Origin of the sequence: Tsukamurella soli, assembly GCF_039541155.1 — a bacterium.
In the GTDB taxonomy this organism is placed as follows: Bacteria; Actinomycetota; Actinomycetes; order Mycobacteriales; family Mycobacteriaceae; genus Tsukamurella; species Tsukamurella soli.
Genome location: NZ_BAABFR010000034.1, coordinates 18,280 through 42,036, shown reverse-complemented (window position 1 = coordinate 42,036; position 23,757 = coordinate 18,280). Strand labels below are relative to the sequence as shown.

The 23,757-nt window shown below is 70.6% G+C and carries 24 protein-coding genes, 1 tRNA gene and 1 pseudogene; 9 read left to right on the top strand and 17 right to left on the bottom strand.

What is annotated here, in order from left to right:
* The first annotated feature begins 32 nt into the window (after window positions 1–32).
* Together ABD908_RS12535 and ABD908_RS12530 are read left to right on the top strand one after the other, a co-directional pair.
* Window positions 33–794: an SDR family oxidoreductase gene (locus tag ABD908_RS12535; RefSeq protein WP_344995968.1), complete on the top strand. Its 762-nt coding sequence runs from the start codon at window positions 33–35 to the stop codon at window positions 792–794.
* Between the two features lie 79 nt (window positions 795–873).
* Entirely contained in the window at window positions 874–1,302 is a 429-nt protein-coding gene (locus ABD908_RS12530) for a hypothetical protein (protein WP_344995965.1), read from the top strand.
* Between the two features lie 13 nt (window positions 1,303–1,315).
* On the opposite strand, the gene ABD908_RS12525 is transcribed toward ABD908_RS12530, so the two are convergent.
* From ABD908_RS12525 to metH, 5 genes are read right to left on the bottom strand one after another with little or no spacing between them, the layout of a single operon-like run.
* Window positions 1,316–2,539: a glycoside hydrolase family 27 protein gene (locus ABD908_RS12525; protein ID WP_344995963.1), complete on the bottom strand. Its 1,224-nt coding sequence runs from the start codon at window positions 2,537–2,539 to the stop codon at window positions 1,316–1,318.
* A 37-nt stretch (window positions 2,540–2,576) separates the two neighbouring features.
* Complete coding sequence (locus tag ABD908_RS12520) at window positions 2,577–3,230, bottom strand: HAD family hydrolase (RefSeq protein WP_344995961.1); 654 nt, start codon at window positions 3,228–3,230, stop codon at window positions 2,577–2,579.
* A gap of 18 nt (window positions 3,231–3,248) precedes the next feature.
* Window positions 3,249–3,704: a hypothetical protein gene (locus ABD908_RS12515; protein WP_344995958.1), complete on the bottom strand. Its 456-nt coding sequence runs from the start codon at window positions 3,702–3,704 to the stop codon at window positions 3,249–3,251.
* 3 nt (window positions 3,705–3,707) lie between these two features.
* Entirely contained in the window at window positions 3,708–4,937 is a 1,230-nt protein-coding gene (locus ABD908_RS12510) for an AAA family ATPase (RefSeq protein ID WP_344995955.1), read from the bottom strand.
* Between the two features lie 9 nt (window positions 4,938–4,946).
* The gene (gene metH / locus ABD908_RS12505) at window positions 4,947–8,570 is read right to left on the bottom strand and encodes a methionine synthase (protein ID WP_344995952.1); all 3,624 of its coding nucleotides are present in this window, start codon (window positions 8,568–8,570) and stop codon (window positions 4,947–4,949) included.
* 85 nt (window positions 8,571–8,655) lie between these two features.
* Between metH and ABD908_RS12500 the strand changes: the two genes are divergently transcribed.
* Window positions 8,656–9,519, top strand: coding sequence for a PAC2 family protein (locus ABD908_RS12500; RefSeq protein ID WP_344995949.1), 864 nt, complete (start codon window positions 8,656–8,658; stop codon window positions 9,517–9,519).
* A 172-nt stretch (window positions 9,520–9,691) separates the two neighbouring features.
* On the opposite strand, the gene ABD908_RS12495 is transcribed toward ABD908_RS12500, so the two are convergent.
* The 6 genes from ABD908_RS12495 to ABD908_RS12470 all read right to left on the bottom strand — a co-directional run bounded on the left by ABD908_RS12495 (window position 9,692) and on the right by ABD908_RS12470 (window position 14,614).
* Window positions 9,692–10,003 carry a hypothetical protein gene (locus ABD908_RS12495; RefSeq protein WP_344995946.1) on the bottom strand — a complete coding sequence of 104 codons (312 nt, stop codon included), beginning with the start codon at window positions 10,001–10,003 and terminating at the stop codon, window positions 9,692–9,694.
* Window positions 10,004–10,061: 58 nt separating this feature from the next.
* A complete protein-coding gene (gene mshC, locus ABD908_RS12490) occupies window positions 10,062–11,327 on the bottom strand; it encodes a cysteine--1-D-myo-inosityl 2-amino-2-deoxy-alpha-D-glucopyranoside ligase (RefSeq protein ID WP_344995943.1) in 1,266 nt (421 codons plus the stop codon).
* Between the two features lie 104 nt (window positions 11,328–11,431).
* Window positions 11,432–12,313 (bottom strand): SCO1664 family protein, encoded by an 882-nt coding sequence (locus ABD908_RS12485; protein ID WP_344995940.1) that lies wholly within the window; start codon window positions 12,311–12,313, stop codon window positions 11,432–11,434.
* Window positions 12,310–12,897: a DUF3090 domain-containing protein gene (locus ABD908_RS12480; RefSeq protein ID WP_344995937.1), complete on the bottom strand. Its 588-nt coding sequence runs from the start codon at window positions 12,895–12,897 to the stop codon at window positions 12,310–12,312. The genes ABD908_RS12485 and ABD908_RS12480 overlap by 4 nt, the downstream gene beginning before the upstream one ends.
* 154 nt (window positions 12,898–13,051) lie before the next feature.
* Complete coding sequence (locus ABD908_RS12475; RefSeq protein WP_344995934.1) at window positions 13,052–13,717, bottom strand: MSMEG_4193 family putative phosphomutase; 666 nt, start codon at window positions 13,715–13,717, stop codon at window positions 13,052–13,054.
* 27 nt (window positions 13,718–13,744) lie between these two features.
* Window positions 13,745–14,614, bottom strand: coding sequence for an SDR family NAD(P)-dependent oxidoreductase (locus tag ABD908_RS12470; protein WP_344995931.1), 870 nt, complete (start codon window positions 14,612–14,614; stop codon window positions 13,745–13,747).
* Window positions 14,615–14,672: 58 nt separating this feature from the next.
* On the opposite strand from ABD908_RS12470, the pseudogene ABD908_RS12465 reads away from it, so the two are divergent.
* A pseudogene (locus ABD908_RS12465) lies at window positions 14,673–15,257 on the top strand (TetR/AcrR family transcriptional regulator); the annotation flags it as partial.
* On the opposite strand, the gene dapA reads toward ABD908_RS12465, so the two are convergent.
* Window positions 15,177–16,286 (bottom strand): 4-hydroxy-tetrahydrodipicolinate synthase, encoded by a 1,110-nt coding sequence (gene dapA / locus ABD908_RS12460; protein ID WP_344995928.1) that lies wholly within the window; start codon window positions 16,284–16,286, stop codon window positions 15,177–15,179. The pseudogene ABD908_RS12465 and the gene dapA sit on opposite strands and share 81 nt — an antisense overlap.
* Before the next feature lie 16 nt (window positions 16,287–16,302).
* Here dapA and ABD908_RS12455 point away from each other — a divergent pair, with 16 nt between their 5' ends.
* The gene (locus ABD908_RS12455; protein ID WP_344995925.1) at window positions 16,303–17,208 is read left to right on the top strand and encodes a LysR substrate-binding domain-containing protein; all 906 of its coding nucleotides are present in this window, start codon (window positions 16,303–16,305) and stop codon (window positions 17,206–17,208) included.
* Here the strand turns inward: ABD908_RS12455 and ABD908_RS12450 are convergent.
* Window positions 17,195–18,025: an undecaprenyl-diphosphate phosphatase gene (locus ABD908_RS12450; RefSeq protein WP_344996001.1), complete on the bottom strand. Its 831-nt coding sequence runs from the start codon at window positions 18,023–18,025 to the stop codon at window positions 17,195–17,197. The two genes, ABD908_RS12455 and ABD908_RS12450, sit on opposite strands and share 14 nt — an antisense overlap.
* A 130-nt stretch (window positions 18,026–18,155) precedes the next feature.
* On the opposite strand from ABD908_RS12450, the gene ABD908_RS12445 reads away from it, so the two are divergent.
* The 3 genes from ABD908_RS12445 (at window position 18,156) to ABD908_RS12435 (ending at window position 20,561) form a co-directional block, all read left to right on the top strand.
* On the top strand, window positions 18,156–19,190 hold the full coding sequence (locus tag ABD908_RS12445) for a YncE family protein (RefSeq protein ID WP_344995922.1): 1,035 nt from the start codon (window positions 18,156–18,158) through the stop codon (window positions 19,188–19,190).
* A gap of 88 nt (window positions 19,191–19,278) precedes the next feature.
* The gene (locus ABD908_RS12440; RefSeq protein WP_344995998.1) at window positions 19,279–19,473 is read left to right on the top strand and encodes a DUF5703 family protein; all 195 of its coding nucleotides are present in this window, start codon (window positions 19,279–19,281) and stop codon (window positions 19,471–19,473) included.
* A 5-nt stretch (window positions 19,474–19,478) separates the two neighbouring features.
* Window positions 19,479–20,561 carry a quinone-dependent dihydroorotate dehydrogenase gene (locus ABD908_RS12435; protein ID WP_344995919.1) on the top strand — a complete coding sequence of 361 codons (1,083 nt, stop codon included), beginning with the start codon at window positions 19,479–19,481 and terminating at the stop codon, window positions 20,559–20,561.
* Window positions 20,562–20,680: 119 nt separating this feature from the next.
* Here ABD908_RS12435 and ABD908_RS12430 read toward each other — a convergent pair whose 3' ends face one another.
* Window positions 20,681–21,220: a YbhB/YbcL family Raf kinase inhibitor-like protein gene (locus ABD908_RS12430; protein WP_344995916.1), complete on the bottom strand. Its 540-nt coding sequence runs from the start codon at window positions 21,218–21,220 to the stop codon at window positions 20,681–20,683.
* Between the two features lie 25 nt (window positions 21,221–21,245).
* Window positions 21,246–22,613, bottom strand: coding sequence for a M20/M25/M40 family metallo-hydrolase (locus ABD908_RS12425; protein ID WP_344995914.1), 1,368 nt, complete (start codon window positions 22,611–22,613; stop codon window positions 21,246–21,248).
* A gap of 142 nt (window positions 22,614–22,755) precedes the next feature.
* On the opposite strand from ABD908_RS12425, the gene ABD908_RS12420 reads away from it, so the two are divergent.
* Window positions 22,756–22,841 (top strand) — tRNA-Leu (locus ABD908_RS12420).
* A gap of 64 nt (window positions 22,842–22,905) precedes the next feature.
* On the opposite strand, the gene ABD908_RS12415 is transcribed toward ABD908_RS12420, so the two are convergent.
* Together ABD908_RS12415 and ABD908_RS12410 are read right to left on the bottom strand one after the other, a co-directional pair.
* Window positions 22,906–23,304 (bottom strand): pyridoxamine 5'-phosphate oxidase family protein, encoded by a 399-nt coding sequence (locus ABD908_RS12415; protein WP_344995911.1) that lies wholly within the window; start codon window positions 23,302–23,304, stop codon window positions 22,906–22,908.
* Entirely contained in the window at window positions 23,301–23,726 is a 426-nt protein-coding gene (locus ABD908_RS12410; RefSeq protein WP_344995908.1) for a pyridoxamine 5'-phosphate oxidase family protein, read from the bottom strand. Before ABD908_RS12410 ends, ABD908_RS12415 begins: the two co-directional genes overlap by 4 nt.
* Between the last annotated feature and the right edge of the window lie 31 nt (window positions 23,727–23,757).

Sequence of the window (23,757 nt, the reverse complement as noted above, 5' to 3'; positions counted from 1 at the left end):
ATGAGGTCGGCGGCTCCGGCCAGGCTGGGTACATGCAGATCACCGGAAACACCGTGTTCATCCCCGGCGCGACCAGCGGCATCGGCCGTGCTCTCGCCGAACGCCTCCACACCCGCGGGAACACCGTCATCGTCGGCGGGCGGCGGCAGGAGCTCCTCGACGACATCGTCGCCGCCAACCCCGGCATGGCCGCGGTGCGGATCGACACAGCCGACGCCGACTCCATAGCCGAGGCATCCGCCGAGGTCCTGCGCCGCTTCCCGGAGGTGAACGTTCTGATCACGATGGCGGGCGTGATGGCCGTAGAGGACTGGCGCAGCGGGGACTTCCTCGAGTCCGCGCAGCGGCACGTGACCACCAACCTGCTCGGGCCCATCCGGCTGATCGCGGCGTTCGTCGGGCGTCTGCAGACCCGGCCCGACGCCACGATCATGACGGTGTCGTCCGGGCTCGCGTTCGCGCCACTGAGGATCACGCCCACCTACAACGCCACGAAGGCCGCCATCCACATGCTGTCGGAGACACTGCGCCTGCAGCTCGCCGACACGTCGGTGCAGGTGCTCGAACTCGAGCCGCCGTCGGTGCGCACCGCGCTCATGCCGGGCCAGGAGGAGAGCGACTTCGCGATGCCGCTGGACGATTTCGCCGACGAGGTCATGCAGATCATCGAGACCCGGCCCGAGGCGACCGAGATTCAGGTGGAGAACGTGAAGTTCCTGCGTTACGGGGAGGCCCGCGGGGACTACCCGCAGGTGGTCGCCGCGTTGAACAGAATGGATCCGCACGGCGACTGACGCGCCGGCGGGGATTCGGGTATACGTCGGTTTGCGGGCTGGAGCTGCCGGTCCCAAGGCGCGAGGGGTGGTGAGCCACATGACCGAGGACGGCTACCGGGTCGAGGAACACCACGGCCGGTGGCGCTGGGTGGGAGACAACCACGGCCCGCTGCACGGGCGCTCAGGCACGACCAAGTTCACCGAGGGCGAGGCACTCGACGCCGCACGGAGCGAGCTCGACGACGTCCGCGACATCGGCTCGCGGCGTCGGTTCGCAGGAACCACCGGCGAGTTCGTCGCCGTCTACCAGGACGGCGACGACGAGCGTCGCGTCCGCTACACCGACTACGAGGCACTCGCACACGCGTTGCTCGAGCGGCGCGAGCGGGCGCGGCACCTGACACCGCAGCAGCCCGAGTCGAAGCTGGCCGAGGTGGTGCGCATCGCACCCGACGACGGGTCAGAGCACCGCGTGGATATCGACCACCTCCTGCGTGACGTCGACCGCCACAGTGAATCGGACTGATGCGGCGCGCCGGTCAGCTCAGGATGAACACCGCGGTGTCGTGCGGCGCCAGTTCGGCCCCGACCCACGTGACGCCGGTCTGGGCGGCGCTCCCCCATGCGCCGGCCACCGTCGGCGCCGGACCGGTCCAGCCGAGCGCCGACGGTGTCGCGCCCAGCCGGACGGGCCGGGGGCTGTCATCGACGAATGCGACGGCCAGTCGCCCGTCCGACAGTCGACGTACCCACGCCTGCCCCACGCGCCGTGCGGGCGCGGACGGGTCCTGATCGATCGCGATCAACAGCGGGTCCCCGAGCAGCTTGCTTATACCCGTGGACATGCGGGTGATGTCGTTCGTGGCGATCAGCGGCGATCCGAACATCGACCACATCGCGACCTGGGTCCGCGCCTCTGCAGGGCTCACCCCGATGAAACCCACCACCAGCATGTCCATGTCGGACGCGACGCCGGGGGTGGTGGGGGCGGGCGCCTGCTCGAGGGCCTCGCCGATCCCCTGGTCCCCCAGGCGCCCCAGCCGCGTGCGCCAGGCCGGGATCACGTCGTTGGTGGTGCGCACCTGATTGGCGAGGGGTGACCAGTCGACGGTCGGTCCCGGGACCGCGCCTGCCACGTCGCTGTTCGGGTTGATGGCGTACACGATCGACCGGCCGGTGGCGCGCAGCGCGTCCCGCATCCGCGCGAAGGCGTTCACCTGCCGCTGCGGGTCCGAATCGGTGGCGCACCAGTCGTACTTGAGGAAGTCCACGCCCCACGACGCGAACGTCCGGGCGTCCTGCGTCTCGTGTCCCAGGCTGCCCGTCGACCCGCGGTAGGTACCGGCGAACTGCGCACATGTCCGCGCGTTCGGCGACTCGTAGATCCCGAACCGCAGGCCCCGAGCGTGCAGGAACCGACCCAGCGCGGCCATCCCGTGCGGGAACCGCTGCGGGTCTGCGCGCAGGCTGCCGTCCGGGGCCCGCCGCGGATCGAACCAACAGTCGTCGACGGTGACCGTGCGGTAGCCGCGCGCCGCCAAGCCGCTACTCACCAGGGCGTCGGCCTCCGCCTCGACGTCGTGCTCGTTGACATTGCAGCCGAACAGGTTCCAGCTGTTCCACCCCATCAGGGGAACGGCGGTGTCGGCGGCCTTCGCGCCCGGCGGATAACGCACGGGCGCGTGGCTGACCGATGCCGTCGCAGTCGCCGCCACCAGGGCCACGACGGCCACCGCCGCGGGGGCCGATCGTCGGATGTTCACGTCGACAGTGGTACCGGCCGGGTCTGGCAGGCCCCTGTCAGGCGCGCAGGTGTTCGGCAGTGAGTCCGGCGAGTGTGGTGCGATGCACGGCGCGAGTGCCAGGCGCGACCGGGGCGGGCCCGGCGGTGACCACGCGGCAGCCCGCCGCCAGCGCAGCGGCCGCGCCGGTGGCCGAGTCCTCGAACGCGACGCATCGCTCCGGCGGCACGCCCGCCAGCCCCGCGCCGCGCAGGTATGGATCCGGCGCCGGCTTCGGCGCAGCGACCTCGTCGCCGCAGACGGTGGCGGCGAACCGCTCCCGCCCCAGCGTGCCGAGGGCGTGTTCGGTGACACTGCGGATGGTGTTGGTGACGAGGACGAGCGGGATTCCCAGCCCCGCACACAGCGCGAGAGCCTCCCGAGCGCCGTCCATCCACGGGATGCCCGTCTCGAACAGCTCGATCACCCGATCGGAGACCCACTGCTCGTCCCGTACGTGGTCGCGTTCGTGCGTGGGAGTGCCGGCATGGTCGTAGATCTTGTCCAGGGCGGCGCGGGTCGCGTTACCGAGGGTCGTCAGCCGCAACTCCGGGGTCATCTCGCTGCCGAGGGATGCGGTGAACTCCTCGACGGCGATGTCCCAGAGCTTCTCCGAGTCCAGCAGCGTGCCGTCCATGTCCCAGAGCACGGCGGCGGGCAGATCATTGCTCACAGGTTCAAATCCTTGTCCTCAGACCAGATCTCGACAGTAGTGATGGGCCACTTCAGCGCCGCGCAGAAGATCTCGCGCTCCACCAGGATGGATAGTTCGCACGACACCGACCTTGCGCTTCAAGAAGTGCTGCATGGGCTCGTCGTGTACCCCGCGAAGGATGCGTGCGAGCGTGTCACGCCCCCGGGCGAATTCGTGTGCTCGCCATGGCATACTTCCGTCCACGATGCGTTGCAGAAGTTCGGCGAATTTCACGGCGTACGAATAGATCTCGACGTTCGGTGTCGTGATGTGCGCGATGTGGTCGCCCGTCTCGATCACCGCCGACACAGGGAGCACCATGCGGACGCCCTGTAGGAGCAGCCGCTCGTACTCGCGCGAGATCCGTTCCCTGCTCCGGCTCTTGCCGGGGATCCCCAGCAGATTGCACACGACAGATGTATCGACGAACACCGCGCGGACTCGTCCGGTCACCGGCTACCGGTCGATCCCGAAGAGGTCGTCGAGGCCGTGACGGTCGATCTCCTCACTGATCGGCCCGGTCAGTCGCCCCGACGCGACGTTGCGCCCGATCGGCCCTGAGATCATCGCGTCCAGGTAGCCCTCAAGTTCAGGAAGTCGGGCGATGTGGCTGTATCCGGTCGCGGGCGCGCGATAGCAGACCAGGATGTCGTCGTTCAGTGCACCGGTCGCGTCGTCGAGCAACGCCGAGCTGTGCGTGGTCAAGAGAATCGATTTCGTCTGCTGCGTGGCGGCGTCGCGCACCAGGTCCAGAACGTAGCCCGCCTGCGAGGGGTGCAGGCCGTTCTCGACCTCCTCGACGACTAGCAGCGGCCTTGCCGAGACGACGCCGGGGTGCGGTGGTGCCGGGAGGTCGAGGTGGTCGCGCGTCGCCCCCACGGCGCATCCCACGGCGAGCACTCGCAGCAGGCCGTCGCTCACCTCGCGGGCCGGGGTCGAACCGGTGTCCGCGCCGACGGCGCTGCGTTCCCGCAGGGTGAACATCACGTCGTCCAGAGTGGTCCGCTCGAAGTCGATCCCCGGCACGCGCCCGCCCTGGAGTCGATCGGCGAGCGCGACGAGGCCGTTGAACTCTCCAGGGTGCTGCTCGCTCAGCGACGCCATCGTCGCCGACAGGTTGTCGGCATCGCGACGCAGACGAACCTGGTGGGCGGGAACGAACTGCCGCATCCGAGCGGGGATCGGATCGAGGTGGAACACGCCGACCAGCGCGGCACGGACCGCGGAGATGCCGGTGGCGGCCGTCAGGCTCTCCCGGGCGACCCGTGGCTCGCCGGCGACGTCGATCGTCAGATCCCAGCGGTACCCGGCACCGTCGAGCTCGACGGTGCAGCCCAACTCGATCCGCGAAGTCCCATGCGGCGCACTTCCCTCCGCGCCCCCTCGCGTCTCGCGGAGCACGAAAGACAGCGACGCACCGGACGCCAGGCCGGCGAGCACCTCGATCGCGTCGAGCGCGTTGGACTTCCCCGCGCCGTTGAGTCCCGTCAAGATCGTCAGCGGTCCGAGGGGCAGCACCTCGTCCCGGAACGACTTGAAGGCCGTCAGGCGTACCTCGGTGATCCGGGGTGCGGCGTCGTCGACACCGCGCCGGATCTCCTCCGTCAGGCGTACCTCGGTGATCCGGGGTGCGGCGTCGTCGACACCGCGCCGGATCTCCTCGGTCAGGTCGCTGGCCACCGCCACATCCAAACCTTACGTGTTGAAGTACTTGGCTTCCGGGTGGGTGAGGACGAAGGCGTCGGTCGACTGCTCGGGGTGCAGCTGCAGTTCCTCGGACAATGTCACGCCGATCCGCTCGGGCTGCAGCAGGTCCACCATCTTGGCCCGGTCCTCGAGCGAGGGGCAGGCGCCGTACCCGAAGCTGTAGCGCGCGCCGAGGTACTTCAGGTCGAAGTAGTCGGTCACCGCGTTGGGGTCCGAGTCGGCCACGACGCGCCCGCCGGGCAGCGTCAGCTCCTCCCGGACCCGACGGTGCCAGTACTCGGCCAGGGCCTCCGTCAGCTGCACGCCCAGTCCGTGCACCTCGAGGTAGTCGCGGTAGGCGTTCTCGGCGAACAGTTCGTTCGCGAGGTCGGCGATCGGCTGCCCCATCGTGACCAGCTGGAACGGCAGGACGTCCACCTCGCCTCGCGCCTGAGCGGTCTCGCGATCCCGGATGAAGTCCGCGATGCACAGGAACCGGCCGCGCTCCTGGCGCGGGAAGTCGAACGAATACCTGGTCGGTGAATCGGGCCCAGGTGCGTCGTCCTTAGGAATCTCGAGCACGTCCACGGTATGCCCGTGGCTGACAGCCGGGAAGTACCCGTACACCACGGCGGCCGCGTCCAGGATCTTCTCGGCCTTGAGCCGGTCCAGCCAGTACCGCAGGCGTGGGCGCCCCTCGGTCTCGACCAGCTCCTCGTACGATGCACCCTCTCCCTTGCGGGCGCCGCGCAGCCCCCACTGCCCGAAGAACAGCGCGCGCTCGTCCAGCAGTTGCGCGAATTCGGCGACCGCGATGCCACGGACGATCCGGGTGCCCCAGAACGGCGGGGACGCCACGTCGAAGTCCGCGGCGACATCGGACCGCTCCGGGATCACGACGGGGGTGGCCTCGGCCTTGCGCTTCGCGGCGATCCGCTTGCTGCGGGCGTGCCGCTCCTTGCGCTCGCGGGCCTTCTCCGCGGCCGCGATCGCCTCGGGGCTGTCCGGCGCGGGGCCCTCGCCGCGCTTGGTGGCCATGATGACGTCCATCAGCCGCAGCCCCTCGAACGCGTCACGCGCGTAACTGACGTCGCCGCTGTAGATCTCGGATAGGTCGTCCTCGACGTAGCCACGGGTGAGCGCCGCCCCGCCCAGCAGCACGGGGTACTTCTCGCCCAGGCCGCGGGCGTTGAGCTCCTCGAGGTTCTCCTTCATCACCACGGTGGACTTCACCAGCAGCCCGCTCATGCCGATCACATCGGCGCGCTTGTCCTCGGCGGCGTCCACGATGGCGGCGATCGGCTGCTTGATGCCGATGTTGATCACCTCGTAACCGTTGTTGCTCAGGATGATGTCCACGAGGTTCTTGCCGATGTCGTGCACGTCGCCCTTGACGGTGGCGAGCACGATGCGGCCCTTACCCGAATCATCGTCGGCCTTCTCCATGTGCGGCTCGAGATACGCCACCGCGGTCTTCATCACCTCGGCCGACTGCAGCACGAACGGCAGCTGCATCTGCCCGGACCCGAACAGCTCGCCGACGGTCTTCATCCCGGACAGCAGGGTGTCGTTGATGATCGCCAGTGGCGGCACCGTCGTCATCGCCTCCTCGAGGTCGGCCTCCAGCCCGTCCCGCTCACCATCGACGATGCGCCGCTCGAGGCGGGCGAACAGCGGCAGCTTCGCCAGCTCCTGCGCGCGGGTCTCCCGCGCAGACGCCGCGGAGACACCCTCGAACAGCGACATCAGCTTCTGCAGCGGGTCGTAGTCGGGATCGTCGCCCATGCCGCCCGCGGTGCCGCGCCGGTCGTACACCAGATCCAGTGCCACGCTGCGTTGCTCGTCCGGGATCCGGGCCATCGGCAGGATCTTCGACGCGTGCAGGATGGCGGTGTCCAGGCCGGCGTCCACCAGCTCGTTGAGGAACACCGAGTTGAGCACCTGGCGCGCAGCCGGGTTGAGCCCGAACGACACGTTGGACAGGCCGACGGTGAAGTGCATGCCGGGGTAGGCCGCGTGCAGCCGCCTGACCGCCTCGATGGTCTCGAGGGCGTCGCGCCGCACCTCCTCCTGGCCGGTGGAGATCGGGAAGACCAGCGGGTCGATGATGATGTCGTCGAGCTTCAAGCCCCAGTTGTCGGTGAGGTCGGCGATCAGCCGGTCGGCGATGCGGATCTTCCAATCCGCGGTGCGTGCCTGGCCCTCCTCATCGATGGTCAGGCCCACGACCGCGGCGCCGTGCTCGGCGACGAGTTCCATGATCTTGGTGAACCGGGACTCGGGGCCGTCTCCGTCCTCATAGTTGACGGAGTTGACGGCGCACCGCCCGCCGAGGTGCTCGAGCCCGGCCGCGATCACGGCGGGCTCGGTCGAGTCGATCATGATCGGCAGGGTCGAGGCGGTCGCGAGCCGCGCCGCCAGCTCGGTCATGTCGGCGGCGCCGTCGCGTCCCACGTAGTCGACGTTGAGGTCGAGCATGTGGGCGCCGTCGCGGGTCTGGTCCTTCGCGATGTCGAGGCACTGCTGCCAGTCGCCGGAGAGCATCGCGTCACGAAACTTCTTGGAGCCGTTGGAGTTGGTGCGCTCGCCGATCATCAGGATCGAGGAGTCCTGTGCGAACGGCACCGACGTGTACAGGGAGCTGATCGAGCTCTCCCGCCGGGGCGTGCGGGGCGACGGTGTCGCCTCCCGGACCGCCTCGGACACCTGCCGGATGTGCTCGGGCGTGGTGCCACAGCAGCCGCCCACCATCGTCAGCCCGTAGTCGCCGACGAAGCCCACCAGGGCCTCCGCCAGCTCGGGCGCGGTGAGCGGGTATTCGGCGCCGTTGGCGCCCAGCACCGGCAGGCCCGCGTTCGGCATCACCGACACCGGGATGCCGGCGTTCTGCGACAGGTACCGCAGGTGCTCGCTCATCTCGGCGGGCCCGGTGGCGCAGTTGAGACCGATCATGTCGATGCCGAGCGGCTCCAGCGCGGTCAGCGCCGCCCCGATCTCGGAGCCGAGCAGCATCGTCCCCGTCGTCTCGACGGTGACGTGCGTGATGATCGGGATGCGCCGGCCCGACTTCTCCATGGCCCGGTGGCACGCCAGCACCGCCGCCTTGACCTGCAGCAGGTCCTGGCAGGTCTCGATGAGGAACGCGTCGGCGCCACCGTCGAGCATGCCCAGCGCGGCCTCCGTGTAGGCGTCCCGGATCACCGCCAGGGTGGTATGGCCGAGCGTGGGCAGCTTGGTGCCCGGGCCGATCGAGCCGAGCACGAAACGGGGCGTGCCGTCGGCCGACGGCCCGACCTCGTCGCCGACGCGCCGCGCGATCGCGGTGCCCTTCTCGGCGAGCTCGCGGATCCGATCGGCGATGTCGTAGTCGCCGAGGTTGGAGAGATTGCAGCCGAAGGTGTTGGTCTCGACGGCGTCCGCGCCCGCCTCGAAGTAGGCGCGGTGGATGGCCTCGAGCACGTCGGGCCGGGTGTCGTTGAGGATCTCGTTGCAGCCCTCGAGGCCCCGGAAGTCGTCCAACGTCAGGTCCGCTGCCTGCAACATCGTTCCCATCGCCCCGTCCCCGATGAGAACGCGGCGCCGGGCCGCCTCCAGGAACGTCGACTGCAGCGGCTGCTGATGGGAACGGGTCATAGGCCCAGGGTAGTTGGTCAGCACAAATCGATATGCCACAGATCCGGCGGGGACGGGGTGTGCCCTGCCACCGTACCCTGGGTGGGTGACGTCCTACCCACGGTTGACCCGGCCGATCCTGATCGCGGCGTTCGAGGGGTGGAACGACGCAGGCGATGCGGCGAGTTCCGCGGTCGAGCACCTCGAACTCATCTGGGACGCGGAGATGATCGCCGAGATCGATTCCGACGACTTCTACGACTTCCAGGTGAACCGGCCCACGATCAAGCAGGTCGACGGCGTCACGCGAGCCATCGAGTGGCCGTCCACGACCCTCTCGTACTGTCGTCCGCCGGGCAGCGACCGCGACGTGGTGCTGCTGCGTGGGATCGAGCCGAACTTCCGCTGGCGGGCATTCTGCGACCAGCTGATCGACATCTTCCGCGAGCTGGGCATCGACACGGCCGTGATCCTGGGTGCGCTGCTCGCCGACACGCCGCACACCCGCCCGGTACCGGTCACGGGTACCGGCTACGACGAGGACTCGGCGAAGCGGTTCGCGCTCGAGCAGAACCGGTACGAGGGCCCGACGGGGATCACCGGCGTGTTGCAGGACGCCTGCGTGCGGTCCGGGGTGCCCGCGATCTCCTTCTGGGCCGCAGTGCCGCACTACGTGTCCCAGCCGCCCAACCCGAAGGCGACGGTGGCCCTGCTGCGCCGCGTCGAGCAGGTCTTGGAACTCAGCGTCCCGCTGGGCGAGCTGCCCACTCGCGCGCAGGAGTGGGAGGAGGCCGTCTCCGAGATGACGGCCGACGACGACGAGGTGGCCGACTACGTCCGCGGACTCGAGGAGCGCGGCGACGCCGAGACGGAGATGCGCAACGCCGCGACCGAGATCGACGGTGACGCCATCGCGGCGGAGTTCGAAAAGTACCTCCGCCGCCGTGGCGGTCCGGGCGCGGGGCCGTAGTCGACAGTTCTCGTCGCGGGTGGGTGGGGTGGCCACCCGCTTCGCTAGGCTTCGCCCCGCTCGCCTGGCGGCTCGGGGGCTGCAGAATCGCTCGGCGTGGCCACCCCACCCACCCGCTTCGCGCAATCTTTCCGACCTGTGCGCCCGCCCGCCGCATGCGCTCCGGAGCCGGTCAGCCGATGCGCTCGATGCTGACGACGGGGGTCGTGATGCGCCAGGTGCGCACGTCAGGGTCGTCGGCGGCGCGTACCCAGAACTGGGCGGACTCCCCCACGCGGCACGACTTGATGCCCAGCAGGGGGATATCCTCGGAGTCCCGTCGCAGCGCGCTGATGCCCCACTTGTCGTCCTCGTGGAGGCTCCCGATGCCGGGCGCACGCATGAGGGTCATCTCGCTGAGATCGAGCACATACGTCGAGGTGCGGGTCTGGACAGTCCACACACCCTCGGTCGACTCGGGTGACAGCTCACGAACGGTCTTCACGGCGATGAATATAGCGACGCCGCATGCACGCTCGCGCCCTCCGGGCCCGATTCGCCCCTCAAGCGGGCGATCCGACGGTCACCGGGCACGGCTCGACGCCCAGCAGCGCATCGATCGCGAGCGCCACCGTCGCCGGCGCGGAGGTGTCGGGCCCACCCTCCGTGACCGCCCGCCGGGCCCACGCGTCGATCGCCGCGAGCGCCTTCGGGGTGTCCAGATCGTCGGCCAGGTGCTCGCGCACGCGGGTGAGCACGGCGTCACCGTCGGGGCCCGACGGTGACGCGACCGCCCGCCGCCACAGGTCCAGGCGCTCCTGCGCCGCGTCGAGCAGTTCGCTGGTCCACGAACGGTCGGTGCGGTAGTGCCCCGCGAACAGCGCGAGGCGGATCGCGCTGGGGTCGACACCATCGCGGCGCAGCACGCTGACCTTCACCAGGTTGCCGCGGCTCTTGGACATCTTCTCGCCGTCGAGACCGATCATGGCGGCATGCACATAGTGCCGTGCGAACCGACGCTCGCCCGTGGCGGCCTCGGCGTGGGCGGCGGAATACTCGTGGTGCGGGAAGATCAGGTCGCTGCCGCCGCCCTGGATGTCGAAGCCGGCGCCGAGCCGGTTGAAAGCGATCGCCGCGCACTCGACGTGCCACCCGGGGCGGCCGGGCCCGTGCGGCGACTCCCACGACGGCTCGCCCGGACGCGCGGCGCGCCACAGCAGCGCGTCGATCGGGTCGTGCTTGCCCGGGCGGCCGGGGTCGCCGCCCCGCTCGGCGAAGAGGCGCTCCATGGTGGCCCGGTCGTAGCCCGACTCGTAGCCGAACTGCGGCGTCGCGGACGCGCGGTGGTACACATCCGGGAATTCGGCATCGTCCACGACATACGCGGCGCCGCTGTCGAGCAGGCGCGTGATCATGTCGGTGACCTCACCCACGGACTCCATGGCTCCGATGTAGTCGCGCGGCGGCAGCACGCGCAGCGCGGCCATGTCCTGCCGGAACAACTCGATCTCGCCGCTGCCCAGATCCCGCCAATCGACGCCGTCGCGCGCGGCGCGCTCGAACAGCGGGTCGTCGACGTCGGTGATGTTCTGCACGTAGTGCACGTCGTGACCGTTGTCGCGCAGCACCCGGTTGACCAGGTCGAACGTCAGGTATGTGGCGGCGTGGCCGAGATGCGTGGCGTCGTACGGCGTGATCCCGCAGACGTACATCGTGGCCACCTCGCCGGGCGCGACGGGCCGCGTCGCGGCGTCGGACGTGTCGTACAGCCGCAGCGGGACACCGTTGCCTGGGATGGTGGGGATGTCTACGGCGGGCCACGATCGCATGCCGTCAACCTTATTCGCCGCCTCCGACAAGCCGATTCCGGGCTGTCCGGGCGCTGGGGTCGCCGGCCCGGGTCACGGGCGCGCCCCGAGCGGCTTCGGGAGACTCAGAACGGCGGCCAGGGGATCGGCCGCCGCGACGACGGCTGCGGCATCACGGGGTGGGCCACGAACGCGCGCGCCCGCCTCACCAGCGCGTCGACCTCGGCGCGGGTGATCAGCTCGCGCAGCGCGACGAGGTCGCGCGGCCGATCGGCGAGGGCGGCGACGGGGGCCACCAGCGCATCGGGTGCCCGTCGCCCGGCCCAGCCCCACAGCACGGTTCGCAACTTCGGCTCAGCGTGCAGGCATATCCCGTGATCCACGCCGTAGACGCGGCCGTTCGCCCCGTCGATCACATGCCCGCCCTTGCGGTCGGCGTTGTTGATGAGCACATCCAGAACGGCCATCCGCCACAGCCGCTCGTCATCGGCGTGGGCCAGCACCACCTCGCGGTAGCCGTCGGGCGCCGAGCGGTCGTCCACCAGGCCGGTCACGACGGGCAGATAACCGTCGGGGACACTGCCGTCGTCGAAGATGTCGACCAGATCGGGCGTGTCGACCGTCTCGTCGCCGTCCGTCTCGTCGCCGTCCGTCTCGTCGCCGTCCGTCTCGTCGCCGTCGGTCTCCTCGCGCGAATCGATCCAGCGCTGCACCATGCCGGGCCCGACTGGGCCGTCCCGCAGGACGGTGGGCGGCACGACACCGAAGCCCAGGGCCTCGGACACGAGATAGGACGCGACCTCGCGGCCGGCCAGGGTGCCGTCGGGGAAGTCCCACAGCGGCGCCTCCCCGCGGACCGGCTTGTACACACACCGCTCGCCGGTGTCGCCGAGCTCACACAGCAACGTCGCGTTGGAGGCGCTCGCGATGCGACCGAGCACCCGCAGGTCCGCCTCCCGCAGGAGATCGTCGGCGGGGCCGGCCTCGACGTCCTCGCGATCGCTCACTGCTCGGGCTGCGCAGTACCGAACGCCACGCCCCGGCGATACCCGTTGAGCCGCACGCACATGTGACCGTCGGCGTCGAGGGGGTTGCCGCAGATCGGGCACGGCGGCCGACCCGCGCCGATCACCCGCTCGGACCGGGTCGCGAACTCCCGCGCGGCCAGCGGGCTGAGGAACACGCGCACGGCGTCCGGCCCGTCGTCGGCGTCGTCGGCCAGCACCACGGACTCGTCGAGTTCGGTCTCTGTGATCGCGAGTAGCTCCACCACCACCGAACCGGCCTCGGCGTCCCACCCCAGACCCATCGTCCCCACGCGGAACTCGGCGTCCACGGGCATCACCAACGGGCTGAGGTCCGTGACGGATGTGACGGCGGGCGGGACCTCGGTACCGAACCGGCGGGCCACCTCGTCGAGCAGCGCGCCGATGCGCTCCGCGAGCACCTGCACCTGCTGTTTCTCCAGTAGGACCGACACGACCCGGCTCTGGTGCACCGCCTGTAGATAGAACGCCCTGTCGCCGGGTTGCCCGACGGTGCCGGCGACGAACCTGTCCGGCGTCCGGAAGACGTGTACGGATCGGCTCATCGTCACCTCCTCACACAGTGGTATCAACCCTCCGGTCACCATTAAACCCGCTATCCGGGGTCGGCTGCGGCACGGGGCGGCGCGGCCGCATGCCGCCGGCGAGCGGGTCCCGCCCCCTGCGAGAGACCTGAGCGCTGTGCGGCCGGCCGGCAGCTCAGGCCCCGGTCTCGCCGCCGACGGTGGCCTCCTTCGGCGGCTTGTGGGGCAGCGACACCGCACCGGTGGCGTTGACGCACAAGACCATCGGCCGCGCCTCGCCGTACGAGACCACAGACATGGACGCGGGGTTGACCACGATCCGCTGGAACTGGTCGAGATGCGAGCCGACGGCGTCGGCGATCACCGACTTGATCACATCCCCGTGCGAGCACGCCACCCACAGGGCGTGCGGGCCGTACCGCTCGGTGACCGCGCGGTCGTGCTCACGCACGGCGGCGACGGCGCGCGCCTGCACGGCGGCAAGCGCCTCGCCGTCGGGGAACACCACGGCGGACGGCTGCTGCTGCACCACCTTCCACAGCGGCTCGGACAGCAGGTCGGAGATCTTGCGGCCGGTCCACTGCCCGTAGTCGACCTCGGCGAGCCGGTCGTCGACAGTGGCCTCCAGGCCGTGCGCCGCGAGCAGCGGTCCGAGGGTCTGGGCACAGCGCACCAGGGGCGATCGCACGGCTGCCGCGATCTCCGCGCCGTCGAGCCGGGCCACCAGACCGGCCGCCTGGTCGCGGCCCACCTCGTCCAACTCCACACCGGCGGACCGCCCGGCCAGCACACCCGACGTGTTGGACGTGGAACGGCCGTGCCGGATCAGGATCACTGTCATGACCGCCGAGTCTAATTCGCGGGTACGTCAGATCCGTGCGACGTCCGGAGGGAACGGCGCAGGGTATGGCCGGTCGCCGTCGGCCGACCGGCCCACATCGGCCCAGCGGCGGCCCTCGGCGAGCAGCCGCTCACCCAGCGCGAGCGACGAGTCGACTGCGGTCACACCGAGTGGCAGGTGCTCGGGAACGTCTGCGCGGCCGGCCACCTGCACGAGGATCTCGGCGGCACGCGCGGGGTCGCCAGGGAAACCCGCGCCGCCGGCGCGACCGACGGTGGCGGCGCCGACGGTGCCGGAATACTCCGGCGGCACCTCGCGCACCTGCATCGACGCGCCCGCCCAGTCGGTCCGGAAGCCGCTCGGCTCGACGACCAACACACGCACGCCGAATTGCGCGGTCTCCGCGCGTAGCACCCGGCTGAACCCGTCGATCGCGAACTTCGCCGCCTGGTACGACGCCAGCCCCGGCGACCCGCCTACGCGGCCGCCCACCGAGGAGAACTGCACGACCAGCCCGCCGCCCTGCGCCCGCAGGTACGGGATCGCGGCCTTCGACACGTTGTAGACGCCCCAGAAGTCGGTCTCGAACTCGGCGCGCACGTCGGCGTCGTCGCCGGTCTCGATCGGCGCGACGGTCGCGTATCCCGCGTTGTTCACGATCACGTCGAGCCGCCCGAACCGCGCAGCGGCCTCTGCGAGAGCTTCCGCGGTGCGGACCGGGTCGGTCACGTCCAGCGCCAGCGGCAGGACACGGTCCCCGAACTCGGCCACCAGCGGGTCGAGCTGCTCGGGCCGCCGCGCCGTCGCCGCGACCCGATGTCCGGCACCCAGGGCGGCCACGGCGAGCGCCCGGCCGAAGCCGCGGGAGGAACCGGTGATGAACCATGTCTGCGTCATAGGATTAGTACAACACTGTTGTACTAATTATGCAACGGCGGTGTGTTAGATTTCTGGTGTGGGTGCCACGGAGTTCCAGCGCGCACGGTCGCCCGAGGCGAAGGCCGTCCGTGAAGCCGCGATCCTCGACGCCGCGCGGACACTCGCCGAGCAGCACGGAACGCGGGACGTCACGCTCACCGACATCGCGGCCCACGTCGGCATGCACAAGTCGGCGATGCTCCGCTACTTCGAGACGCGGGAGGAGATCTTCCTGCGGCTCACGGCCGCACGCTGGCAGGAGTGGGTGCCTGCGCTGTGCGGCCGGATCGCGGGGCTCGCCGCGCCGGCCACCGTCGACGGTGTCGCGGCGGCCTTCGCCTCGACCCTTGCCGAGCGCGGCCTGTTCTGCGACCTGCTGGCACAGGCGCCGATGAACCTCGAGCGCAACGTCTCGGTCGAGCGGGTCCGCGAGTTCAAGCTGGTCACCCGGTCCGCGCTCGATCGCATCGCCGCGGCACTGACCGCGGCGCTCCCCGCGCTGACCGCCATCGATGCGGCGGACGTCGTCGGCACCGCCACGTCACTCGCGGGCACGTTCCACCAGATCTCCACCCCACCGCCCGCGATCGCCGCGTTGTACCGCAGCGACCCCCGCCTCGGCCACGCCCTCATCGACCTCGACCCCCGCCTGCAACGGATCCTCGCCGCTACCCTCTCCGGGCTCGTCGCGCGTTCCAGATAGGCCGATCCGCCTCTCCCACACCGCCGCGGCGAACGCGGCTAAGGCGGAGTCTGTCGCCGCACGGCTCGCTGTGAGCAGCGGGAGCCGGACCGCCGGTGAGGCGATGCGCCCCTGCGCGGCGAGCACCGCCTTGATGACCACCGGATTCGGCTCGGCGAACAGGGCCACTGCGAGCGGTACCAGGGCGTGCCCCAGGGTGCGTGCCTCGTCGACCCGGCCGGCAGCCCAGGCTGCGACCAACGCTGCGTACTCCCGCGGGGCGACGTTCGCCGACGCGAGGATGGCACCGTCGGCACCCAGCGCGAGTGTCGCGCTCACAGTGACATCGTCGCCCGCGAGAAACGCGACGCCGTCCGCCCGGTCCGCGAGCAAGCGCATCGTCGTATCCCCGAGGACGCCCGGCGCGTGCTTGAATCCGACCACGCCGTCGGTGGCGGCCAGCTCGGTGACGGCGTCGAATCCGAGGATGCGGCCTGTGCGAGCAGGGACGTCGTAGACGATGACGGGCAGTGGGCTCGCGGCCGCCACGGCCCGGAAGTGCGCGATGACGCCGGCGGCGGAGGGACGCGTGTAGTACGGCACGACCACGAGTACCGCGCCGGCGCGCCGGTCCACCTCTCCGACAGCGGCGACGGTGGCGGCCGTCGCGTTGCTGCCGGCGCCGACGGTCAACATCGCACCGTGATCCGCGCACGCCTGCGCGCACACGTCGAGCACGGCGCGCTTCTCCGCCGCGGCGAGCGTGGCCGGCTCGCCCGTCGTGCCGAGGGCTACGAGGCCGACGGCGCCTGCAGAGAGGACGTCGTCGGCCAGCCGCTCGAGGCCGGCGGTGTCGAGGCGGTCGTCGGCCGTGAACGGGGTGATCAGGGGAACGTGCAGTCCGGAGAGATCCATACCCAGAGCCTGGTCGCGATACAGCATCAGATCCAGGTCGAATATCCGACGCATCCATTAAGCTGAACTGATGCTCGACGTGCGACGGCTGATGCTGCTCCGCGAACTCGCGCACCGCGGAACCATCGCGGCCGTCGCCGACGCGCTCTCGTACACACCGTCTGCCGTCTCCCAGCAGCTCGCGACACTGGAGCGCGAGGCGAGCGTCCCGCTGCTCGAGCGGACAGGCCGCAGCGTGCGGCTGACATCGGCCGCGCACCGGCTTGTGGAGCACGCCGAGGCGGTGTTCGAGCAGCTCGAGCAGGCGGCGGCCGACCTGCGCGCAGACACCGGCGCGATCGCCGGTCAGCTGCGGATCGGCGCCTACCCCACCGCGATGCGAGCCCTGGTCACACCGGCGCTCGTCGCGCTGAGCCGGGAACACCCCGGGCTCCGCGTCAGCGTCACCGAGATCGATCCGGCCACCGCCCCCGGCGCGCTGCGGGCAGGCCGGCTCGACCTCGCGCTGCTGCACGAGTACGACGGCCTCCCGGCCGGGCGCGATCGGTCGCTCCAGACCGAGCCGCTGTTCGACGAGGCGGTGCTACTAGCGGCCCCCGCCCATAGCGATGCACCGATCACGACCGCCGCAGCGGCCGACGCCGACTGGGTGTCCGGGACATCGGGCACGCTCTGCCACGAGGTGACGATCCGGACCTGCGAGACAGCCGGATTCGCACCGCGAATCCGACACCACACGGACGACTACGCCGCCGTGCTCGCGCTCGTGGCGGCCGGGCAGGGTGTCGCCCTGGTGCCCGAGACCGCGGCGTTCGCCCCGCCGGTCGGAGTGCGATTCACCCCGATCACCGTCCGGCGCCGAACCCTGCTCGCCTACCGGCGGGGCACGGCGAGGCTACCCGCGACCGCGGCGGGCACCGCCGCCCTGCACAGCGCAGCGGCCGGGATCGTCCGGGACCCGGTCACGTCGCGCTGACCACCCCGCCGGCGAGCAGGCCGAGTACGACGACGCCGACCACGATCCGGTAGCCCACGAACCAGTACAGCGAGTGCTTGGACACGAAGCCCAGCAGCCACGCGATCGACGCGTACCCCACCACGAACGCGATCACCGTCGCCACGAGCAGCTGCACCCCGGCCGCCTGCAGCCCCCCGCCGTCGGACGTGAACGCGTCGGGCAGGCTGAACAGCCCCGACGCCGTGACCGCCGGGATCGCGAGCAGGAACGACAGCCGCACGGCGGCCGGCCGCTCCAGCCCGAGGAACAGGCCCGCCGACGACGTGGCGCCCGATCGCGAGACGCCGGGGATCAGCGCGAGGCTCTGGGCGAGCCCCATCGCGACGCCGTCCCGCACGGTCAGCTGCGCGAGCGGGCGGCGCTTGCTCCCGAGGTGCTCGGCGGCGGCGATCACCAGCGCGAACACGATGAGCATCGTGGCGACCAGCCACAGGTTCCGCGCACCGCTGCGGATCTGGTCCTTGAACACGAAGCCGAGCACGCCGATCGGGACGGTGCCGATGATCACGTACCAGCCGATGCGATAGTCGGGCCCACGCTCGGCGGGACGCGCGAGACCCCGGAACCACGCCAGAACGATCCGCACGATGTCGCGCAGGAAGTAGATCAGCACCGCGGCCTCGGTCCCGAGCTGCGTGACGGCGGTGAACGAGGCCCCTGCGTCGTGCCCGAACCAGATCGCGGACACGATCCGCAGGTGCCCGGACGAGCTCACCGGCAGGAATTCGGTCAGCCCCTGCACCGACCCGAGGACGATGGCCTGCAGCCAGGTCATATCCATCAGGCGCGCCACCGCCCAGCGGTGGTCCGATCCCGGGCCGATACGGGCGACACCGTCACAAAACGTGCATAAGTCACCCGGGCACGGTACCGGGTCCGCGGCGGCCGGTAGTTTCGTGACCATCATGCCTGTCTCACCCCGCACGCGGCTCCGCCGCCGGCGCTCGACCGCCTCCCTCCCGATCCGGGCGCTGGTCGCCGCCGCCGTCGCCACCGTGGCCGTCGCCGGCTGCTCGTCGAGCACCCCCGAAAGCCGGAAGCCGACGATCGTGCCGGCCAGCCCCGCGACCGCCCCCGTCACCGCCACGCCCGTCGGGCAGGTGGTGGCGGCGCCGCCGGGTGTGGCGCTCGCGTTCGACACACAGTCGCGCACCCTCGCAGCCGTCACGCAGAACGAGGTCCTGCTGTACTCGGTCGACGGTGGCCTGCGGCAGAAGGCCGCCGTGCCGCTGGACACGCACGCCCCGGGCCGTGCGGTCGTGGCGACGGGCGGCGGATTCCTCGTGGCGGCGAAGGGCGCGATCATCCGGATCACCGCCGACGGTGCCGCGCGCGTCACGGACGTCGACGGCGACGCGCTCACCGCCGTTCCCTACCAGGGCAAGAACGGCGTGGACACCCTCGTGGGCCTCGCGGACGGCCGGATCGAGGAACTGGGCGGGAAGACCCCCCGGACGATCTCAGGGCTCGTGGAGGCGAGCCGACTCCTGGTGCATGGCGAGGACGTCCTCGCCGTCGACCGCCGGCAGGCGACTCTCACGGTGGTCGACACCACGGCTGGGAAGCTCGGCGACGCGCTACGAGTCGGGCGGGGCATCACCAACGCGGAGATCGACCCCTATGGGCGGGTCGTGGCGGTGGACACCGGCCACAACCAGATCATCGGGTTCACGGCGTCACCGTTCATGGAGCGGTTCCTCTACCCGGTGCCCGGCGCGCCGTACGCCGTAGACTACGACGACGCCGCCAAGCTGGCGTGGGTCACCACGACCGGAACGAACCAGGTGGTGGGCTACGCGTTGTCGTCGGGTGAACCCGTCGAGAAGCAGCGTAAGGCCACCGTCGCCGAGCCGGACGCAGTCGCCGTGGATCCCCGGGACGGCACGGTCTTCGTGCTGTCGGCCGCGGGTGGTGGCGTGCAGGCGATCCCGACCCGCTAGGAGGCAGCCCGTGAGCGACACGAAGTCCGACGGTGACGGCGCGTCCCGTCCGGGTGGGCGCCGCGGCGCCGAGCCCGAGTACGATTTCCTGCCGCTGCGGCTACCACGCGAGGTGTCGCGGGTGACCGCCACTATGCGCCTGCAGATCGAGGCCGAGTTCGGCGGGTGGGAACTCTCGCGGGTCCGCCTCTACACCGACGGTTCGCGCCGGATCCTGCTGCGCCGCCGCCGTACCAAGACCACCAGCATGCTGCCCGAGCCGAGCACCACGAGGGGTGTGTAGCCGATATGTACCAGCTCCTGCTGCGGATCCTGTTCCGAGTCCCCCCGGAACGGATCCACCACTGGGTGTTCGGGCTGATCCGCGGGGTGACCGCGGTCGGACCCCTCCGGGACGTGGTCCGCCGGGTGTGTGCCTACCGCGATCCGGTGCTGCGGCAGACGGTGTTCGGTGTCGACTTCCCGGCGCCGGTGGGGCTGGCGGCGGGCTTCGACAAGAACGCTCGCGCCGTGAACGCGTGGGGTGCGATGGGATTCGGCTTCGCCGAGGTCGGCACCGTCACCGCGTATCCGCAGCCGGGCAACCCGGCTCCGCGGATGTTCCGCCTGCCCGCCGACCACGCGCTGATCAATCGGATGGGCTTCAACAACTACGGGTCCGGAGCCGCGGCCAACGAGCTGCGCAAGCGGGCACCCGGCAGCGCGGCGGTGCCGATCGGCGCGAACATCGGCAAGACCAAGGTCACCGCCCTCGAGGACGCCCCCGAGGACTACCGGGCGAGCGCCATGCTGCTCGGTCCGCTGGCCGACTTCGTCGTGGTCAACGTGTCGTCCCCCAACACGCCCGGGCTGCGTGACCTGCAGGCCGTCGACAGCCTGCGCCCCGTGCTGGCGGCGGTACTCGACACCGTCACCGTCCCCGTGCTGGTGAAGATCGCCCCGGACCTGTCCGACGAGGATGTCGACGCCGTGGCCGACCTCGCGGTCGAGCTGGGCCTGACCGGCATCGTCGCCACCAACACCACCGTCAGCCGCGACGGTCTGGTCACCGATCCTGCGCTGGTCGCAGGGTTCGGTGCGGGCGGCGTGTCCGGCCCGCCGGTCGCCGAGCGCTCGCTCCAGGTGCTGCGCCGGCTGCGCGCGCGCGTCGGCGGCCGGCTGACGTTGATCTCCGTGGGCGGCGTCGAGGACGCAGCCGGGATCTACGAGCGGATCCGCGCCGGCGCCTCGCTGGTCCAGGTGTACACGCAGTTCATCTACGGCGGTCCGTTGTGGGTGGCGGCCGCGCACCGCGAGCTCGCGGCGCTCCTGCGCGCGGACGGCTTCAGCTCGGTGGCCGACGCCGTCGGCGTCGACGTCGCCGCGCGGTGACGGCGCTCGATCTCGCCGGCGTCGCGACGCGCTCGCGCTACCTGGTGGTGCACCGACCCGGCGCGGCCTCACGACCTCGACCGGAGGTGCGCGCGGCGTAGCACCGACGGCCGGAGAACCTACTTCTGCTCGTAGATCCCCAGCAGGGTCCCCCGCCCGATCGCCGCCCCGAACAGATTGAAGCCGAGGTAGGCGGGCGTCGCCGTCTCGGGCAGATCCAGCTTCTCGACCCCGAGCGCGTGCACCACGAAGTAGTACCGGTGTGGGCCGTGGCCGGCGGGCGGGGCCGAGCCGACGTACCGCCGGAGGCTGGCGTCGTTGCCGAGGGTCAGGGCGCCGTCGGGTAGCGAGCCCGGCCGGCCGTCACCGGCGCCGGCGGCGAGCGACGTGACCGACGCCGGGATGTTCGCCACCGCCCAGTGCCAGAACCCGGACGCAGTGGGCGCATCGGGGTCGTAGCAGGTCACGGCGAACGACTTGGTCCCCGCAGGGAAGCCGGACCAGGACAGCTGCGGCGATTCGTCCTGCCCGCCCGCGCCCATGATGCCGCTGCGCTGCGCGGACGGGATCTCGCCACCGTCGGTGAACGACTCGGACGTCACGGTGAAGGTGGGCAGCGCGGGCAGCCCTGCATACGGGTCGAAGCTCTGATCGGGCATGGGTGTTCCCTTCCGTTCGAGGTGTCTAACTGTGCATCAGGAAGTGCTCGAAGACGTTCGTCCCGAACACTAGCGCGTCCACTGGTACCCGTTCGTCGACGCCATGGAACAGCGAGGCGAAGTCGAGATCCTCGGGCAGCTTGAGCGGCGCGAAACCGAAGCAGCGAATCCCCAACTTGGCGAACGCCTTCGCGTCCGTTCCGCCCGAGAGCATGTAGGGCACCGTCCGTGCCCCCGGGTCGTGCGCCAGGATCGCGGAGTTCATGGCGTCCACCAGGTCGCCGTCGAAGGTGGTCTCGTACGAGTCGAGCTTGGTGATCCACTCGCGCGTCACGTCCGGACCGATCAACTCGTCGACGGTCTTCTCGAACGCCGCCTGGCGCCCCGGCAGCACCCGGCAGTCCACCACCGCCTCCGCGGTCTGCGGGATCACGTTGGCCTTGTACCCGGCCTTGAGCATGGTGGGGTTGGCGGTGTCGCGCAGCGTGGCGCCCACGATGCGGGCCAGTCCCCCGATCTTACCGAGCACGGTCTCGAGGTCCGGCTGATCGGGCGAGATGTCGAGTGTGGACTCCTCGTCGAGCGCCCGCAGGAACTCGGTCACCGACTCGGTGAGCACCAGGGGGAACCGGTGCCGGCCGAGCCGGGCGACCGCCTCGGAGATCAGCGTGACGGCGTTGTCCTCATGCAGGAACGAGCCGTGCCCGGCTCTTCCCTTGGCGGTCAGCCGCATCCAGCCGAGGCCCTTCTCGGCGGTCTCCACCAGGTACAGCCGCTTCTTGTCACCAGCGGGCGTGTCGACGGTGAGCGAGAACCCGCCCACCTCGCCGATCGCCTCGGTCACCCCGTCGAAGAGCTCGGGGCGGTTGGCCACGAGCCACTGCGAGCCCCAGGTCCCGCCCGCCTCCTCATCGGCGAGGAAGGCCCACACGATGTCCCGTGGAGGAACGGTGCCGGACGAGCGCAGCTGCCGGGCCAGCGCCAGCATGATGCCGCACATGTCCTTCATGTCGACGGCGCCGCGGCCCCACACGTAGCCGTTCTCGACCGCCCCCGAGAACGGGTGCACGCTCCAGTCGGCCGCCTCTGCGGGCACCACGTCGAGGTGCCCGTGCACCAGCAGCTTCCCGCGCGTCCGGTCCGCACCGGGCAGTGTGGCGAAGACGTTGCCGCGGCCGGGCTGGCCCGACTCGACGTAGACGGTCTCGTAGCCCACCTCCTCGAGGCGGGCCTGCACCCAGCGGGCGCACTCCTCCTCGCCCTTCGTGGTGGCCGACTCACCGGTGTTCGAGGTGTCGAACCGGATCAGCGTGCTGACGGTGTCGACCACCTCCAGGACGGCCACGGTGGGCGCTGAGGGTTCGGGCGCAGCGGAGGAATCGGCGGAGGTCACCTGTACAGGACTATCACGCGGGCACCCGCGGATGCAGGCCACACCCGCCCCGCCGCCACCGTCCCCGGAGTGCCGATCGTGCCCCTGACGTGCCGATTTGGGACGACGGGCGCGAATGGATTAGGGTTATCCACGCTTCCCGGCGCGGGTGGCGGAATGGCAGACGCGCTAGCTTGAGGTGCTAGTGTCCTATTAACGGACGTGGGGGTTCAAGTCCCCCTCCGCGCACAGATCGACGAAAACCCCGGGTCATTCCGGGGTTTTCGCGTATCTCGAGTCTTCCGAGGCGCATTCAGCGTAGGTGATACCGGCGGGCGGACAGGCGGTACGGCGCGAGTACGACGAGTTCGGCGGCCTCGATGTCGACCACCGGCCCGGGGTGCGCGGCGTCGGCATGCCTCCGAACCGCGGCGGTCGGTTCCAGCCGTGCGTCGGCGTGGACGACGACGCTCCACGCGGTGTGGGTGTCGTCGTCGCAGCCGTCGACTTCGAAGACCGTGTCGGGGTGCCTGGCGAGGTTGCGGAACTTGGTGCCCAATCGGGTGCGGATGAGGATCTCCCCGGCGTAGATCGCGTAGGTCACCGGGAACACCTCGATGGTGCCGTCCGGTGCGGTCGTCACGATGCGGCCCAGGGATGCATGGCGGAGCTTGTCCCACGCCTGATCGCCGGGCAGTGTGTACGTGCTCATCGGGTCTCCTCGGCGATCTCTCGGGTGGGGAACTCCCGGGCCGTCAGGGCCGTCGGGACCAGGACGACGATCTCGTCCGCGTCGCCGTCGACCAGCGGGTGCAGGCCCAGGCCGTCGGCCGCGGTCACCGCGCGGCTGTCCGTGACGATCCGCGCCGTCGCCCGGACGACGACGCTCCACGCCGCCTGTCCCGGCGCGTGATGGTCGACCTCGAACACGACGTCCGGGAACACCGCCAGCGTCGCAAGCTTCATGCCGGGGTGGGTGCGGATGAGGATGGTGTGGCCCCGGCAGACGTAGTTGATCGGGTACACATCGATCACGCCACCGCTGATCAGGGTGACGAGTCGGCCGATGTTCTCGCGGCTCAGTCGTTCCCACGCCTGGTCGACGGACAAGGCGGCGGTGTCTGTGGTGGGCATGTGGGTTCTCCTTGTCGCTGAATCCGCTGTC